Source organism: Xanthomonas codiaei (assembly GCF_002939785.1).
GTDB lineage: Bacteria > Pseudomonadota > Gammaproteobacteria > Xanthomonadales > Xanthomonadaceae > Xanthomonas > Xanthomonas codiaei.
Genome location: NZ_MDEC01000024.1, coordinates 45,119 through 60,498, shown reverse-complemented (window position 1 = coordinate 60,498; position 15,380 = coordinate 45,119). Strand labels below are relative to the sequence as shown.

Sequence of the window (15,380 nt, the reverse complement as noted above, 5' to 3'; positions counted from 1 at the left end):
GGACGCTGATTGTTTTCCCGCCTGCAAGAGCGCAGGCGGATGCTCGCCGTGGCAGAGCCCCTCTCCCGCCTGCGGGAGAGGGGTTGGGGTGAGGGCAAGAGGCGCAGCCACGACGCATTGCGGGTCACCCGAGGCTTTGCTCGCACCCTCATCGGCGCTATGCGTCGCTTTTGCCTACCGAAGAAGCCAGCGTCACGGGCGGAGACGGCAGCCAAGCTGCATTTCCGGTCCCCACACGCCTATCAGCACTCCAGCTGCAGCAACACATCCCGTGCAATCGCCGCAGCCTGCTCGCGTAGCTCCGGCACCGCCAGGCTTTCCCACAGCGAGCCGATGCGCAGGCTGCCGATCACCCGCAGCCGCGGGTTGGCCTGGCCATCGGCATCGATCAGGCTGCCGTCGGCAGCAGTGTCCACTCCGATGCCATGCGGGCCGGCCACCGCAATGCCCTGGCCCAGCAACTGCTGCAGCAGGGGGTTGCGCATCGCCTGCACGCGCATTTCCACGCCGGTGGCGTTGACCAGGGCCTGCACATCCAGCTGCAGCGCGTGCCCGGCGCTGGCGGCCCCGGCACTCACCCGCACGCAGGCGCCCACCTCGAACGCCACATCCAGCCGCGCGCGGTGCAGCTGCAGTTGCCCGCGCGCCTGCATCGCCTGCAGCTGCGCATGCACCGGCGCGGCAATGCGATGGCGGTGCACGTCCCAATAGCGCACCACGTGACGCAGGAAGCGGCGCTGGTCGTCCACCGACAGCGTCTGCCACAGCGCCTGGCTCAGCGGGCGGATTCGTTCCATCACGCTTTGCCACGGTCGCCCCTGCGCCAGCGCGTCCCGCGCATGCTGGCGCAGGCGGCGCAGGCGCGCGCGCAGCGACAGTGCCAGCAACGGCTGCGGATCGAAATCGGCGCTGCCCCCATGCGCGTGCGGCAACGGCAGCAGTCCATGCCGCGAGACCACGTGCACCGCGCCGCGATGCGCCTGCGCAGCCAGGGTCACCACGGTGTCGGCCATGCTCAGGCCGGAACCGACGATGCACACCGCCGCCTCCGGCGGCAGCGCAGCCACTGCCGCGGTGTCCCAGGCCTCGACGCGCCGGGTTGGCGACAGGCCGGTGGCGCCGCGCACCGGCAGCGGCCGCAACGCATTGCCCACCGCCAGCACCACGGCGTCGGCTTGCAGCGTGTGTCCATCGTCCAGCTGTAGCTGCGCGCCCTGCGGCGTGGATTGCAGCCGCTGCACGCGGGCGCTGCGCAGCTGCAGGCTGGCCGGGCTGGCGGCCACGGCAGCCTGCAGGCGCTCACGCAGGTACGGCGCGTAATGCCGCCGCCCCACGAAGTGCTGCGCCAGCTGCGCATCGTCCAGCTCTGGGCAACACGCATGCGCGCGCAGGTAGGCAACGAAATCCTGCGGCGCATCGACCAGCGCACTCATGCGCGCCGCCGGCACGTTGAGCAGGTGTTCGGCGCGCGCGGTGGAATACGCCACGCCCTCGCCCAGCACCGGGTGCGGCTCGATCAGCGCGATCCGCACCGGCGTGCGTGCCTGCCGCAGCAGTTGCAGCGCCACCAGCATTCCGGAGGCGCCGCCACCGACGATGGCGATCAGCGCTTGGCCTGGTTCACGCAGTTCAGTCATGCGCGCATTGTAGGCGATGGCAGCACCGGCCCCCGCAGCGCCACGGCAGGCCTTACCGACCCGCCGCATACCTGCATCGCATCGCAGGCGTACGATTGACGTATCGCATGACGCTACGGAAGGTTCACAGATGTCCACCGCCCTGGTCCGGCTCATCGTCTATGCCCGCGATGTCGCTGCGCTCAAGGCGTTCTAGCAGACCCACTTTGCACTTCCGGTCATCGAGGAGATCGCCGGCCAATGGGTTGTGCTCGCAGCCGGGCAGATCGAGCTGGCACTGCACAGGGTGGGCGACGCCTACCGGCAGCCGTCGGCGTCGCCGGCACCGGCACCGGCAACCGGCTCCACCCTCAAATTCGTGTTCGCCATCGCCTCGGACCTGTCCGTGCATCGGCAACACCTGCAGCGCGCCGGCGTGCAGGTAGGCGAACTCAAACGCTACGCCGGTTTTGCCTACCAGATGTACGACGGCCACGACCCCGAGGGAAACGTGTTCCAGGTCATGCGCCTGGATTGAAGCGCCATCCCTACATCAACGCATCGGCCAGCCGCGCGATGCCTTCGCGGCTACGGCGCCAGGCCGGGCGGCGGCGCCACTGCTCCAACTCCAGCGGGCGCGCATTGGCCAGATAGTCCTGTTCGATCTGGCGCAGTCGCTGCACCACGCCACGGTCGTAGCAGAGCATGCCGATCTCGGCATTGAGCGCGAACGAGCGGATATCCAGGTTGATCGAGCCCACCAGCGCGATCTCCTCGTCCACGCTCAGATGCTTGGCATGCAGGAAATGCGGGCGGTACAGCGCAATCCTCACCCCGCAACGCAGCAACTCGTCGAAATAGGCCTCCTGCGCCCAGGCCGCCAGCCATTGGTTATTGCTTTCCGACAGGATCAGCTGCACCTCCACGCCCGATACCGCGGCGATGCGCAATGCGCTGAGCAAGGCTTCGTCGGGCACGAAGTACGGCGTGACCAGCACCACTCTGCGCCGTGCCAGGTGGATCACCGCATTGATCGCATCGCGCGCGTTCTCGAAGGGATACGCCGGCCCGCTGGGCAGCAGCTGGGTGGCGATATTGGCATCGCACACCGGCGCATCCGGCCACACGTCCAGGCGCTGCCCGGTTTCGGTGAACCAGTCGCTGGCGAACACCGCTTCCAGGTGATTGACCACCGGCCCGCGCACGCGCGCCACCAGTTCGCGGTTGGGTACCCCATCGATGAAGCTGGCCTCGGCCAGATTCTGCGAGCCGACAAAGCCCACCTGATTGTCGATCACTGCGATCTTGCGGTGATTGCGCAGATCCATGCGACCGCTGCGGCGCCAGCGCAGGCCGCCGGGCAGCACCGCCAGCACTTCGATGCCGTCGGCCAGCAGGCGCTTGCGATAGCGGCGCAGGCCGCGCTTGGCGCCCACCGCATCCAGCAGCACGCGGCAGCGCACGCCACGCCCCTGTGCACGCTCCAGCGCTGCCACCACCGCATCGCCCACCGCATCGTCGAACATCAGGTAGTACAGCAGGTGCACGCGTTTTTCGGCCGCATCGATCGCCGCGATCAAGGCCTGCAACGACTGCGCGTAGTCGTCGAGCAGTTCCACCGCATTGCCCAGGGTCGGCATGAAGTCGCCCTGCCGCTCGATCAACGGCACTACCTCGGCACTGCTGGTGTCGGGCGGCGGCTGCCAACGCAATGCGTGCAACGGCAGCTGTTGTTCGCGGATCACCTGCGAGGCGGTGGCCTGGCGCTGCACGCGCAGGCGCGACAACCATGGATGGCCGAACAACAGGTACAGCGGCAGGCCCACCACCGGCACGAATCCGATCAGCAACAGCCAGCTGCGCGCCGCCCCGGGCGTGGTGCGGGCGGGAATCCACAGCAACGCGGCCAGGCGGATCACCCAGTCCAGCGCCAGCAGCCAGGTGCCTGTCACCCAATCGGGCAGCATCGGCGCTCCGTTCTCATGAGGAAGCCGATTCTGACCCGGCCGGGCGTGAAGGCAAAGACGCCTGCGCCGCCGGCACGATGCAGTGGCGAAACGGACCGCCGTGCGCGTCGGCCGGTTGCACGCGCTCGGCGCAGACCTGCCGCAGCGTCTGCACGAAGGCGGTCTGCGCGCGGGTGGGATGCCAGTCGCTGCGCACGGTGATGCCGATCTGCCGGCGCAACTGCGGCCCGGCGCGGCCGATCTCGCACAGCAGCCCGGCGCGGCGTTCGAACAGGAACTGGTCGCGCGACATCAGGGTCAGCCAGTCGCCTTCCAGCAACAGCCCGCGCACGGTGAGTTCGGCCCCGCATTCGATGCGCAGCGGCGGCGGCTGCAGCTGGCGGTCGCGGAACATGCGCTCCCAGCGCTCGCGCACCGGCGTGCCGGCCGCGGCGATCACCCACGGGTAGTCGAGCAACTGCGCAAATCCGTAGGGCTGCCCGGCCAGCGGGTGGGCGCTGCGCGCCACGATCACCGGCTCGTCGTCGAACAGCGGTTCCTGCAGCACATCGCGCACCGGCAGGCGCTCGCGCAGCGCGCCGATCAGCAGGTCCAGCCCACCGTCGCGCAGATGGGCAAGCAGTTCCGCATACGGCCCTTCGACCACGCTGATGCTGGCGGCCGGGTGCGCGCGCGCAAAGCGCGCCAGCACCTGCGGCAGCAGGATCGCGCGGGCCAGCGGCATCACCCCCACCACCACCCGGCCGGCATGCTGCGAGCGCAGGGCGGCCACTTCATCGAGCGCGGCGCGAATCTCGGCCAGCGCCAGCCGCACCTGCCGCAGCAGCCGTTCGGCCACCGGCGTGGGCTGCACCGCCTTGCCGCGACGCACCGTCAGCGGCACTTCGATCACATCGGCCAGCGACTGCACCGCGCGGTAGACCGCCGGCTGCGACACGCCCAGCTGCACTGCCGCCAGCGAATAGCTGCCCGCCGCCTCCACCGCCACCAGCGCCTGCAACTGCCCCAGCGACACCCGCCGCTCCAGCCCCGGGCGGGCGGGCAAGCGCAGCGCGCGCCGCGCCACCCGGAGGCCGCGGCCCAGATGCGCCAGCGCGCGCTCGATCCGCGGCACCACCAGGCCGGTGGCCTCGGTGGCCAGCATCCCGCCCGGCTGCCGGTCGAACAGGCGCACGCCCAGCTGCTGCTCCAGCCGCGCCACCGCCTGGGTAAGGGCGGGCTGGGACAGGTTCACCTGTGGCGCGGCCGCGCTGATGCTGCCCAGCCGCTGCACGACGGCCAGGGCATGCAGATGGCGGAGGTTCGGTTCCGGTAGCGGCGGCATGCTCTAACTATAAGCAAAACCAATACGCATACCTCAAATGAATCTTGAGCACGTTGACTCTCGCCGCGCAGACTCGGCGCACCACTAACGAGGATGGATGGATGAGCCAGGTCGTCACCCAGGTCGCGCGCGCGCCCATCGCCATCGTCGACGGGCTGGCACAGGCCGGGGTGGCCACGGTGCACGAGGCGCAGGGACGCAGCGGCCTGCTGCATCACCGGCTGCGCCCGATCTATGCCGGCTGCCGCGTGGCCGGCACCGCGGTCACGGTGTCGGTGCCGCCCGGCGACAACTGGATGATGCATGTGGCCATCGAACAGCTGCAGCCCGGCGACGTGCTGGTGGTGGCACCCACCAGCGACTGCTGCGACGGCTACTTCGGCGACCTGCTGGCCACCTCGGCGCAGGCGCGCGGCTGCCGCGGGCTGATCATCGATGCCGGCGTGCGCGACGTGCGCGACCTCACCGCCATGCAGTTCCCGGCCTGGAGCCGCGCCATCTGCGCGCAGGGCACCATCAAGGAGACGCTGGGCTCGGTCAACGTGCCACTGGTCTGCGCAGGGCAGCTGGTCCAGCCCGGCGATGTGGTGGTGGCCGACGACGACGGCGTGTGCGTGGTGCCGCGCGCCAGCGCCGCGGACGTGCTGGCCGAAGCGCAGGCGCGCGAGGCGCGCGAGGCGCTCAAGCGCGAACGGCTGGCACGCGGCGAACTGGGCCTGGACATCTACGCGATGCGCGAGCGGCTGGCGGCCAAGGGACTGCGCTATGTCTGAGCGCGTCCGCGCGATGTGGATGCGTGGCGGCACCTCCAAGGGCGGCTTCTTCCTGGCCGAGGATCTGCCCGGCGATACCGCCGCGCGCGATGCCTTCCTGCTGCGCGCCTATGGCTCGCCGGACCTGCGCCAGATCGACGGGATGGGCGGCGCCGACCCGCTGACCTCCAAGGTGGCGGTGGTGTCGCGTTCGACGCGCGCCGATGCCGACGTGGAGTACCTGTTCCTGCAGGTGGCCGTGGACCAGGCGCAGGTCAGCGATGCGCAGACCTGCGGCAACATGCTGGCCGGTGTTGGCCCCTTCGCGCTGGAGCGCGGCCTGCTGCCGGCATGCGATGGCGTCACCGACGTGCGCATCTTCATGCGCAACACCGGCACCCTGGCCACAGCCAGCGTGCGCACGCCGGGCGGACAGGTGCGCTACAGCGGCGACACCCGCATCGATGGCGTGCCGGGTACCGCCGCCCCGGTCGCACTGGCCTTTGCCGACATCGCCGGTTCTTCCTGCGGCGCGCTGCTGCCCACCGGGCGTGCGATGGACACGCTCGATGGCGTGCCGCTCACCCTGATCGACAACGGCATGCCCTGCGTGGTGCTGCGTGCCAGCGACATGGGAATCAGCGGCTACGAGGACCGTGCCACGCTGGATGCCGATGCCTCGCTCAAGGCGCGGCTGGAATCCATTCGCCTGCAGGCCGGCCCGTTGATGCGGCTGGGCGATGTCGGCGCTGCGACGGTGCCGAAGATGATGCTGGTGGCCGCACCGCGCAACGGTGGTGCGATCAGCGTGCGCTCGTTCATTCCGCACCGCTGCCACGCGTCCATCGGCGTGCTGGGCGCAGTCAGCGTCGCCACCGCCTGCCTGCTGCCGGACTCGCCCGCGCATGCGCTGGCGCGGTTGCCCGGCGGCAGCACCCAGCAGGTGGAGGTGGAGCACCCCAGCGGCATGAGCAGCTGCCTCATCGCGTGCGACGCACACGGCGCGGTGGTGCGCGCCGCGGTGATCAGGACCGCACGCAAACTGTTCGATGGCGAGTTGTTTGCGTGAGCCTCGCCACCCTGCCCTGCGCGCCGGCATTCGACTGCGCGCCATCACCTCTCTCCGCTTCACGACGGGCATTGCCATGATCATCGATTGCCACGGCCACTACACCACCGCGCCTGACGCGCACGATGCGTTTCGTAAGGCGCAGATTGCGCACTACAACGACCCAGGTCTGGCAGCACCGGTGTATCCGCGCATCTCCGACGACCAGCTGCGCGATAGCGTGGAGCAGCACCAGCTGCGCCTGCTGCGCGAGCGCGGCGCCGACATGACGATTTTTTCGCCACGCGCCAGCACCATGGCCCACCACATCGGCGATGAAGCGGTGAGCCAGGTCTGGACGCGCCATTGCAACGATCTGATCGCGCGCGTGGTGCAGCTGTATCCGCACACGTTCATCGGCGTCTGCCAACTGCCGCAATCGCCGGGCGTGTCGATCGCGCACTCGATCGCCGAGCTGGAACGCTGCGTCACCGAGCTCGGCTTCGTCGGCTGCAATCTCAATCCCGACCCGTCCGGCGGCCACTGGACCGGCCTGCCATTGACCGACCGTGCCTGGTATCGGTTCTTCGAAAAGATGGTGGAACTGGACGTGCCGGCGATGGTGCACGTCTCGGGCAGCTGCAACGCCAATTTCCACGCCACCGGCGCGCATTATCTCAACGCCGACACCACCGCCTTCATGCAGTTGCTGGAAGGCGACCTGTTCACCGACTTTCCCGAGTTGCGCTTCATTATCCCGCATGGCGGTGGCGCGGTGCCGTACCACTGGGGCCGCTTTCGCGGCCTGGCCGACATGCTGGGCAAGCCGCCATTGGCCACGCATGTGATGCGCAATGTGTTCTTCGATACCTGCGTCTATCACCAACCCGGCATCGACCTGTTGTTCGAAGTCATCGACATCGACAACATCCTGTTCGGCTCGGAAATGGTCGGCGCGGTACGCGGCATCGACCCGCAGACGGGGCACTACTTCGACGACACCAAACGCTATATCGACGCATTGGCGATCTCTGATGCCGACAAGCGCAAGGTATTCGAAGGCAATGCGCGGCGGGTGTACCCGCGCCTGGACGCACAACTGCGTGCGCGTGGGTTGTAGCGGTGTTCCCTTCTCCCATCGGGAGAAGGTGCCCCGCAGGGGCGGATGAGGGTACGTGCGAAGCCTCTGGTACTCCAACCACTGCGAGTGGCTTCGCCCCGTACCCTCACCCCTACCCCTCTCCCGTAGGAGAGGGGATACAGTCCGCCGAGGTGGAGTGGCCTAGGAAGTGTGCGGATTTAGACCATTGTTGCGATCCCCCCACCCCCGCAACACTCCCTAAACGCAAACACCCGCCTTGCGGCGGGTGTTTGACTGGATGCAGATCGGGTAATCGGTGGATTACTTGATCTTGCCTTCCTTATACATCACGTGCTTACGCACGACCGGGTCGTACTTCATCATTTCCATCTTCCCCGGAGTGTTCTTCTTGTTCTTGTCCGTGGTGTAGAAGTGGCCGGTAGCGGCCGAGGAAATCATACGGATCTTGTCACGCTTGCCTTTTGCCATGACTGCTTACTCCTCAGACCTTTTCGCCGCGCGCACGCAGCTCTTTCAGAACGGCATCGATCCCGTTCTTGTCGATGGTGCGCAATGCATGCGCGGAGACACGGAGCTTCACCCAGCGGTTTTCGCTGGCGACCCAGAAACGGCGCTCGTGCAGGTTGGGCAGGAAGCGACGACGGGTTCTGTTGTTTGCGTGGGAGACGTTGTTACCCGTCTGCACACGCTTGCCGGATACTTGGCATACGCGGGACATTACGCACCTCGATAAAGTTTGGTGTCTTCCTTAGCCAGGAAAACGGCGGCCCCGACAGCACTTGGCTGCCACGCAACGTTGGGAATCAATCACTTACCGCTGGGAACAAGCCGGCACCCCATCGCGTTGGGCACCGCCATCCGGAGCGATCCGGGCACAGCGAGCCGCGTATTATGCACGGCAAGCCCTTGTGCCGCAAGCACTTAGCCTCAGCCGCCACCCCCTGGCGCCCGGCAGCCGTCGCTCACCCAGCCGCTGGCTGAGAGTACCGCCATCCGGATCCCGGCAGAGGCGCCTGCCGGGATCGCGTCAGGCCTCAACCAACCGGCCTCGGTACAAGCCGGCCCGGCCGCTCGCGGTGCAGCCAGCGGTACAGCACCGGCAGCACCAGCAAGGTGAGCAAGGTGGACGAGACGATGCCGCCGATCACCACCGTGGCCAGCGGGCGCTGCACCTCGGCACCGGCGCCGACGTTGAAGGCCATCGGCACGAAGCCCAGCGCGGCGACCAGCGCGGTCATCAACACCGGCCGCAGGCGGGCGAGCGCGCCTTCGCGCAGGGCCTGCTCCAGCGGCATGCCCTCGGCCCGCAGGCCACGCACGAAGGCGATCATCACCAGGCCGTTGAGCACCGCCACGCCCGACAACGCGATGAAACCGACACCGGCCGAGATCGACAACGCCAACCCACGCGCGGCCAGCGCCACCACCCCGCCAGTCAGCGCCAGCGGCACGCCGCTGAACACCACGACCGCATCGCGCAGCGAGCCGAACGACCAGTACAGCAGCGCGAAGATCAGCAGTAAGGTGCCCGGCACCACCCACGCCAGCCGCTGGCCGGCGGAGATCAGTTGCTCGAAGGTGCCGGCGTAGCCGATCCAGTAACCGGTGGGCAATGCGACCTCCGTCTGCACACGCTGGCGCACCTCGGCCACGAAGCTGCCCAGATCGCGCTCGCGCACATTGGCGGTGATCACGATGCGGCGCTTGCCGTCTTCGCGGTTGATCTGGTTCGGGCCGAGCACGGCCTGGATCCTGGCAACCTCACGCAACGGCACGGTGGTCGGCGCGCCGCTACGCCAGCCGGCCGCGCGGCTGGATTCGTCGGCATCGCCCCGCTCGCCATCGCCGCGCAGCGGAATCGGCAGGTCCGCCAAGGCGGCCGGGTCCTGACGCAGGCCCTCGGGCAGCCGTACCACGATGTCGAAACGGCGGTCGCCTTCGAACAGTTGCCCGGCCTCCTGCCCGCCCACCGCCGCGGCCACGGTGTCCTGCACCACACCGGGATTGAGCCCATAGCCGGCCAGGGCCGCGCGGTCGGGCACCACCGCCAGCATCGGCAGGCCGCTGGCCTGTTCCAGGCTGACGTCGGCGGCGCCGGGCACCGCACTGGCGATGGCCTGCACGCGCTGACCCAGCGCGAGCAACGTATCCAGGTCGTCGCCGTACACCTTGATCGCCACATCCGCACGCACGCCGGAAATCAGCTCGTTCATGCGCATCTGGATCGGTTGGGTGAACTCGTAGTTGTTGCCGGGCAATTGCTTGACCGCTGTTTCGATCTCGGCGAGCAATTGCGCCTTGGGCTTGCGTGGATCCGGCCATCGTTCGCGCGGATGCATGATCAGGAACGTGTCGGCCACCGACGGAGGCATCGGGTCGGTGGCGACTTCGGCGGTGCCGAGCTTGCCGAACACATGCGCCACTTCCGGAAACTGCTTGATGCGCTTTTCCAGCGTGGATTGCATGGTGATGGCCTGTTCCAGGCTGGTGCCGGGAATGCGCAAGGCATGCAGCGCTACATCGCCTTCGTCCAGGTTGGGGATGAATTCGCTGCCCAGGCGCGTGGCCAGCACGGTGCATAACGCCACCGTCGCAAGGGCCGCAATACCGATCCAGCGTCCGTGGCGCAGCGCGCGATCGAGCAAGGACGCATACACGCCGCGCGCCCAGCGCATCGCGCGGTTTTCGTGCTCGGCCACCTTGCCGCCCAGCAGCAATGCAATGGCCGCCGGCACGAAGGTCAGCGACAGCAACATCGCGCCGGTCAGCGCCAGCACCACGGTGATCGCCATCGGGTGGAACATCTTGCCTTCGATGCCGGACAGCGCGAACACCGGCAGATACACCGCGGTGATGATGCCCAGGCCGAACAGGCTGGGGCGGATCACTTCGGCAGTGGCCTCGGCAGTCACTTCGAAACGCTCCTCGCGCTCGAGCACGCGCCCCAGTCGCAGCTGCGCTTGCCCGAAACGGCGCAGGCAGTTCTCCACGATGATCACCGCACCATCGACGATCAGGCCGAAATCCAGCGCGCCCAGGCTCATCAGGTTGCCGGACACGCCACCGCGCACCATGCCGGTGAGGGTGAACAACATCGCCAACGGAATCACCGCCGCAGTGATCAAGGCCGCACGCACATTGCCCAGCAACAGGAACAACACCACGATCACCAGCAAGGCGCCTTCGATCAGGTTCTTGGCAACGGTGACGATGGTGCGGTCGACCAATGCGGTGCGGTCGTACACCGGCACTGCCTGCACGCCGGCCGGCAGGCTGGCGTTGGCCACTTTCAGGCGCTGCGCAGCGGCCTGCGACACGGTGCGGCTATTGGCGCCGACCAGCATGAACACCGTGCCGAGGACCACCTCGGTGCCGTCCTGCGTGGCCGCACCGGTGCGCAACTCACGGCCCTCGCCCACCTGCGCCACATCGCGCACCCGGATCGGCACGCCTTCGCGGCGATCCAGCACGATCGCGCCGATCTGCGCGATGTCGTCCACCTGCCCTGGTACGCGCACCAGAAACTGCTGCCCGTTACGTTCGATATAACCGGCACCGATGTTGCGGTTGTTGGCCTCTACCGCACGCGCCACGTCGTCCAGGGTGAAACCCAGCGCGACCAGCCGCGCAGGATCGGGCGTGATATGGATCTGCCGCGCATAGCCGCCGATGGTGTTGACCTCGGTAACGCCCGGCACATTGCGTAGCTGCGGCCGCACCACCCAATCCTGCAGGGTGCGCAGATCGGTCGCTGTCCATGCGGTGCCATCGGGTTTGCGCGCATTGGGCTTGGCCTCCACGGTGTACATGAAGATCTCGCCCAGGCCGGTGGCAATCGGCCCCAGTTGCGGCTCCAGCTCGGCCGGCAACTGCGATTTGACCTGCTGCAAGCGCTCGGCCACCTGCTGCCGCGCAAAGTACAGATCGGTGCCATCGGCAAACACGGCAGTCACCTGCGACAACCCGTAGCGCGATAGCGAGCGCGTGGACTCCAGCCCCGGCAATCCCGCCAGCACCGTCTCCAGTGGAAACGTCACCCGCTGCTCCGACTCCAGCGGCGAATACCCCGGCGCTGCGGTATTGACCTGCACCTGCACATTGGTGATATCCGGCGTCGCATCGATCGGCAAGCGCGAAAAACTCCACGCCCCGATCGCCACCAACACCCCCGTCAACGCCAGCATCAACCACCGCTGCGCGATTGTAAAGCGAATGATATTGGTCAGCATGACACGCCCCCCCGTGCAGACATGGCACCGCAAAGCGCCGTGCGTCCCCTTAGGCGTGACACAGACAGACAGTGGCGCCTCCACATCGCGACACGCCGCAACACGCCAAACGAACACCCACCCACACACCAGCGCTGCTGTTGCTGTTGATGCCGTTGCTGTTGCTGTTGCCGTTGCTGTTGCTGTTGCTGTTGCTGTTGCCGTTGCTGTTGCTGTTGCCGTTGCTGTTGCCGTTGCTGTCTGCTTTCGGGGCCCCATACCGCAGCGGCAAGGCCGGCAGATACAACCCGCAGGGCGGCGCGCATGGATGCGCGACGTTTTTGTAAGGGACATGGATGTCCCTTACAAAAATTTCTGCCGGACTTGCGCACCCGTAGCGCCGCAGGCGCGGAGGGCGCGAGGACGGGGTGTGCTTTCTTTTGGTTACTTTTCTTTGCACAAGCAAAGAAAAGTAACTCGTGCCCGACAGGGCGCGAAAGCCTTTGCCCTAGCCCAAGAGGGCGCGAACACCTTGAACGTGGCGCATCCCCCGGCACCCAACAAACGCCCCCACTCGACAACGCAATGCCACCCAAACCAACGCGCTCAATGATCATGCGACGCCCCCGACTTCTCAATGTCGGCCTTCACCAGATAACTCTGCTCCACCACCACCGCATCGCCCGGCGCCACACCCGACACCACTTCCACCTGCTGCGCATCGCGCGCGCCCAAGGTCACCGGCCGCGCCTCGTACACCTCGCCCACCTGCACGAACACCACGTCCCACTCGCGAAAGCGCTGCAACGCCCCCACCGGCACCACCATCGCCGCCGGCTGCTGCGCCACCGTCACCCGCGCCTTGACCGCCGACCCTGGCCGCCACGACCCGTCGGTATTGCGCAGCACCGCGCGCGCCACCGTGCTCTGGCTGGCGGTGGCCGTGCCCGGCAACACGCGTTCCAGCGTTGTCTGCGCCACCACGCCATCGCTGATGCGGGTCACCGTGACCGGTACGCCGGCGGTGATATGCCCGGCATCGGCGCCAAAGATGTGCAGATCCACCCACAAGCTCGACAGATCGGCGATCTCGAACAAGGCCTGGCCTTCGCTGGCATTGCTGCCCAGGCTGGCATTACGCCCCAGCACAGTGCCGCTGATCGGCGCGGTGACCGCGTAGGTGGTCAGGCTCAGATTGCTTTCCACCGTGGCCAGCACCTGGCCGGCACGCACCTGATCGCCGACGTTGGCGCGCAGGCTGCGCACCGGCCCGGGAAAGCGCGCGGTCGCTTGCGCCTGCGCACCTTCTGCCGGCGTCAGCAAGCCTTGCACTTCGTGCTGATCGGCGATGCTGCCGGCACTGATCGGTGCCACGCGGATGCCGGCTTCCTGTGCAATGGTTGCGGCAATCGTGGTACGGCCTTCGTAGCTGGAATAGCTCCAGCGATGCGTCTTGCCCTGCACGCTGGCGCGCACTTCCACATCGAACGAATGCGGCTCGCCCACTTCACTGGTGGCCAGCAGGCTGCCGTCGGTGTGCGCGCGCAATGGGTAGGTGTCGACCTTGCCGCCCAGCCGCGTGGTCTTGATCTCCACGCTGCCGGCGCTGGCCGGCAAGGGCTTGCCATCGCGATACAGCCAGGCCTGGAACGTAGGCGGGCCGCCATCTTCGGCGATCGCAAGCTCCACGCTGTCGCCGTCCTGGCTGAGCAGGCGGCCGCCGTGCGTGCCCTTGGGCGCTTCGTCGGCATGATCGCTGCCGCCCTCTTCGCTGTGTCCTGCCTCACCACCCGCGTGGGCATGGCCGTCTTCTTCAGTGCGGCCGCAACCGCCGAGCAGCAGCGCCAGCAGCAGCGGCGCAAGAATGGAGTGCGTCATCGATGGAACTCCTTTGGAAGGCCGGCGCAGTGCGCCGACCAGTGCAGCGAATGGAGAAGGCGCACAGCGCGCGTTGGCGGACATGCACCCATAGCGGTCGCCCCCCGTGTGCAAGACGACTGCCGCGCGCGTGCCGACCACCCCGGTGGGCAGCAGGGAGTCACCCAGCGCATAGCCATGCGTGGACATCACCGTGCACGCGCTCATGGGGTTGCCTGCGCGGTGACGACAAACGGTTGGCCGGTGAGGCGCTGGATCTCGATCAAGGCGGTCTGCGCTTCCACTGCGGCAGCGAGCTGCTGCTGGCGTGCATCGCTGCGCTGCGCCTGCAGCTGCGCCCAGTCCAGATAACTGGTGGCGCCGGCGCGGTAGGCACGTTCGGCCGCCGCATCGGCACGCGCCAATGCCGGCAACACCTCATCGCGCATGCGCGCCACTTCCAGCTGGCCGGCACGGTAACGCCCGTGCGCATCGGCCAGGGTGGCGTACAGCTGCAACGCCTGCGATTGACGTTCGATGTCCAGCAGCGACAGCTCGGCCTGTGCGGCACGGATCTCCGGCTGCGCGCGACCGGCACTGCCGAGTGCGAGCGACACACTGCCTACCAGCGCGGTGGCGTTGTTGTTTTCGAGCCGGCGCACACCCACTTGCCAGTCCAGGTCCGGGCTGGCCTGGCTGCGGGCCAGCTGCAGCCGCGCTTCGCGCAGGCGCTGCTCGCTGGTCAGGCGGGCCAGTTCCGGCGTGCTGTCGAGCAACTGCGCCACCACCTCGAAGTCCGGAATGTCCGGCAGCTGCAGGGCATCGCCACTGGTGTCGCCGGCGTCCAGGTTACGCGCCCCCCACAGCAGCGCCAGTTGCCGACGTGCAGTGCTGACGTCCAGGTGTGCGCGGTCGCGCTCCAGTTCCGCACGCGCCTGCAATGCCTGTGCGGCGAGCAGCACCGACTCCGGCGAGGCGCCGGCCTGCAGCCGCTGGCGCGCGGCGGCGACCGTGCGCTGGCGCTGCGCCAGGGTTTCCAGCGCAATGGCGTGGCGCTGGCGTGCGGCAGTGATGGCCAGGTAGCGGCGCGCCACCTCGGCCAGCACGTCCAGGCGCGCCAGTGCGCGTTGTGGCGCCAGCGCATCGATGCGCGCCTGCGCCAGGGTGCGGCGTGCATCCAGCTTGCCGCCGCGTTCCAGCACGCTGGCCAGGGTGACCGTGAGCTCGGCCTGGTCCAGCGCGCGGGTCGGCCCAGTGCCGAACACGTTTTCGATCTCTGCGCCCACGCGCAGCGGCGGGCGCAGGGCATCGCGCTGCGCCTCGGCGGCGAGCACGGCCTGCTGGCCGTCGGCCAGACGCAGATCGGGGTGCTTGGCGGCGACGCGCGCAATGGCGTCGTCCAGGGTCAGCACGGTTTGGGGCGGTACGTCCTGCGCCATGGCGCACGGCACGACCGCGAGGGCGGCAACAGCCGCCAGTCGCAACCACATGTGGGTGTCTCCGCGA

Annotated in this window: 12 protein-coding genes and 1 pseudogene; 5 read left to right on the top strand and 8 right to left on the bottom strand. The window is 68.0% G+C overall.

Features of this window, described 5'->3' with window-relative positions; genetic code table 11:
- Window positions 1-242: 242 nt before the first annotated feature.
- Window positions 243-1,637 (bottom strand): FAD/NAD(P)-binding protein, encoded by a 1,395-nt coding sequence (locus XcodCFBP4690_RS16230; RefSeq protein WP_104542486.1) that lies wholly within the window; start codon window positions 1,635-1,637, stop codon window positions 243-245.
- Window positions 1,638-1,767: 130 nt separating this feature from the next.
- On the opposite strand from XcodCFBP4690_RS16230, the pseudogene XcodCFBP4690_RS16225 reads away from it, so the two are divergent.
- Window positions 1,768-2,154: pseudogene (locus XcodCFBP4690_RS16225) on the top strand (VOC family protein).
- 10 nt (window positions 2,155-2,164) lie between these two features.
- On the opposite strand, the gene cls reads toward XcodCFBP4690_RS16225, so the two are convergent.
- Window positions 2,165-3,583: a cardiolipin synthase gene (cls, locus tag XcodCFBP4690_RS16220; RefSeq protein ID WP_104542456.1), complete on the bottom strand. Its 1,419-nt coding sequence runs from the start codon at window positions 3,581-3,583 to the stop codon at window positions 2,165-2,167.
- Between the two features lie 13 nt (window positions 3,584-3,596).
- Entirely contained in the window at window positions 3,597-4,907 is a 1,311-nt protein-coding gene (locus XcodCFBP4690_RS16215; protein WP_104542454.1) for a LysR family transcriptional regulator, read from the bottom strand.
- A 101-nt stretch (window positions 4,908-5,008) separates the two neighbouring features.
- Here XcodCFBP4690_RS16215 and XcodCFBP4690_RS16210 point away from each other — a divergent pair, with 101 nt between their 5' ends.
- The 3 genes from XcodCFBP4690_RS16210 (at window position 5,009) to XcodCFBP4690_RS16200 (ending at window position 7,827) form a co-directional block, all read left to right on the top strand.
- On the top strand, window positions 5,009-5,680 hold the full coding sequence (locus XcodCFBP4690_RS16210) for a 4-carboxy-4-hydroxy-2-oxoadipate aldolase/oxaloacetate decarboxylase (protein WP_104542452.1): 672 nt from the start codon (window positions 5,009-5,011) through the stop codon (window positions 5,678-5,680).
- Window positions 5,673-6,728 carry a 4-oxalomesaconate tautomerase gene (locus XcodCFBP4690_RS16205; protein WP_104542450.1) on the top strand — a complete coding sequence of 352 codons (1,056 nt, stop codon included), beginning with the start codon at window positions 5,673-5,675 and terminating at the stop codon, window positions 6,726-6,728. The genes XcodCFBP4690_RS16210 and XcodCFBP4690_RS16205 overlap by 8 nt, the downstream gene beginning before the upstream one ends.
- 76 nt (window positions 6,729-6,804) lie before the next feature.
- Window positions 6,805-7,827, top strand: coding sequence for an amidohydrolase family protein (locus XcodCFBP4690_RS16200; RefSeq protein ID WP_104542448.1), 1,023 nt, complete (start codon window positions 6,805-6,807; stop codon window positions 7,825-7,827).
- Between the two features lie 282 nt (window positions 7,828-8,109).
- Here XcodCFBP4690_RS16200 and rpmG read toward each other — a convergent pair whose 3' ends face one another.
- The 3 genes from rpmG to XcodCFBP4690_RS16185 form a co-directional block, all read right to left on the bottom strand.
- Window positions 8,110-8,277 carry a 50S ribosomal protein L33 gene (rpmG, locus tag XcodCFBP4690_RS16195; RefSeq protein ID WP_002809462.1) on the bottom strand — a complete coding sequence of 56 codons (168 nt, stop codon included), beginning with the start codon at window positions 8,275-8,277 and terminating at the stop codon, window positions 8,110-8,112.
- A 13-nt stretch (window positions 8,278-8,290) separates the two neighbouring features.
- Window positions 8,291-8,527 (bottom strand): 50S ribosomal protein L28, encoded by a 237-nt coding sequence (rpmB, locus tag XcodCFBP4690_RS16190; protein ID WP_002809459.1) that lies wholly within the window; start codon window positions 8,525-8,527, stop codon window positions 8,291-8,293.
- Window positions 8,528-8,843: 316 nt separating this feature from the next.
- Entirely contained in the window at window positions 8,844-12,038 is a 3,195-nt protein-coding gene (locus tag XcodCFBP4690_RS16185) for an efflux RND transporter permease subunit (RefSeq protein ID WP_104542446.1), read from the bottom strand.
- A gap of 71 nt (window positions 12,039-12,109) precedes the next feature.
- Here XcodCFBP4690_RS16185 and XcodCFBP4690_RS16180 point away from each other — a divergent pair, with 71 nt between their 5' ends.
- Window positions 12,110-12,364 (top strand): hypothetical protein, encoded by a 255-nt coding sequence (locus XcodCFBP4690_RS16180; protein ID WP_146091924.1) that lies wholly within the window; start codon window positions 12,110-12,112, stop codon window positions 12,362-12,364.
- Between the two features lie 259 nt (window positions 12,365-12,623).
- Here XcodCFBP4690_RS16180 and XcodCFBP4690_RS16175 read toward each other — a convergent pair whose 3' ends face one another.
- A complete protein-coding gene (locus XcodCFBP4690_RS16175) occupies window positions 12,624-13,895 on the bottom strand; it encodes an efflux RND transporter periplasmic adaptor subunit (RefSeq protein ID WP_104542442.1) in 1,272 nt (423 codons plus the stop codon).
- A 203-nt stretch (window positions 13,896-14,098) separates the two neighbouring features.
- Window positions 14,099-15,364, bottom strand: coding sequence for a TolC family protein (locus XcodCFBP4690_RS16170; RefSeq protein ID WP_104542440.1), 1,266 nt, complete (start codon window positions 15,362-15,364; stop codon window positions 14,099-14,101).
- Window positions 15,365-15,380 lie beyond the last annotated feature (16 nt).

What these genes read in the sequence shown, in the direction of transcription:
- XcodCFBP4690_RS16230 (WP_104542486.1), bottom strand. Translation starts at nt 1,637, where the DNA reads ATGACTGAACTGCGTGAACCAGGCCAAGCGCTGATCGCCATCGTCGGT.
- cls (WP_104542456.1), bottom strand. Translation starts at nt 3,583, where the DNA reads ATGCTGCCCGATTGGGTGACAGGCACCTGGCTGCTGGCGCTGGACTGG.
- XcodCFBP4690_RS16215 (WP_104542454.1), bottom strand. Translation starts at nt 4,907, where the DNA reads ATGCCGCCGCTACCGGAACCGAACCTCCGCCATCTGCATGCCCTGGCC.
- XcodCFBP4690_RS16210 (WP_104542452.1), top strand. Translation starts at nt 5,009, where the DNA reads ATGAGCCAGGTCGTCACCCAGGTCGCGCGCGCGCCCATCGCCATCGTC.
- XcodCFBP4690_RS16205 (WP_104542450.1), top strand. Translation starts at nt 5,673, where the DNA reads ATGTCTGAGCGCGTCCGCGCGATGTGGATGCGTGGCGGCACCTCCAAG.
- XcodCFBP4690_RS16200 (WP_104542448.1), top strand. Translation starts at nt 6,805, where the DNA reads ATGATCATCGATTGCCACGGCCACTACACCACCGCGCCTGACGCGCAC.
- rpmG (WP_002809462.1), bottom strand. Translation starts at nt 8,277, where the DNA reads ATGGCAAAAGGCAAGCGTGACAAGATCCGTATGATTTCCTCGGCCGCT.
- rpmB (WP_002809459.1), bottom strand. Translation starts at nt 8,527, where the DNA reads ATGTCCCGCGTATGCCAAGTATCCGGCAAGCGTGTGCAGACGGGTAAC.
- XcodCFBP4690_RS16185 (WP_104542446.1), bottom strand. Translation starts at nt 12,038, where the DNA reads ATGCTGACCAATATCATTCGCTTTACAATCGCGCAGCGGTGGTTGATG.
- XcodCFBP4690_RS16175 (WP_104542442.1), bottom strand. Translation starts at nt 13,895, where the DNA reads ATGACGCACTCCATTCTTGCGCCGCTGCTGCTGGCGCTGCTGCTCGGC.
- XcodCFBP4690_RS16170 (WP_104542440.1), bottom strand. Translation starts at nt 15,364, where the DNA reads ATGTGGTTGCGACTGGCGGCTGTTGCCGCCCTCGCGGTCGTGCCGTGC.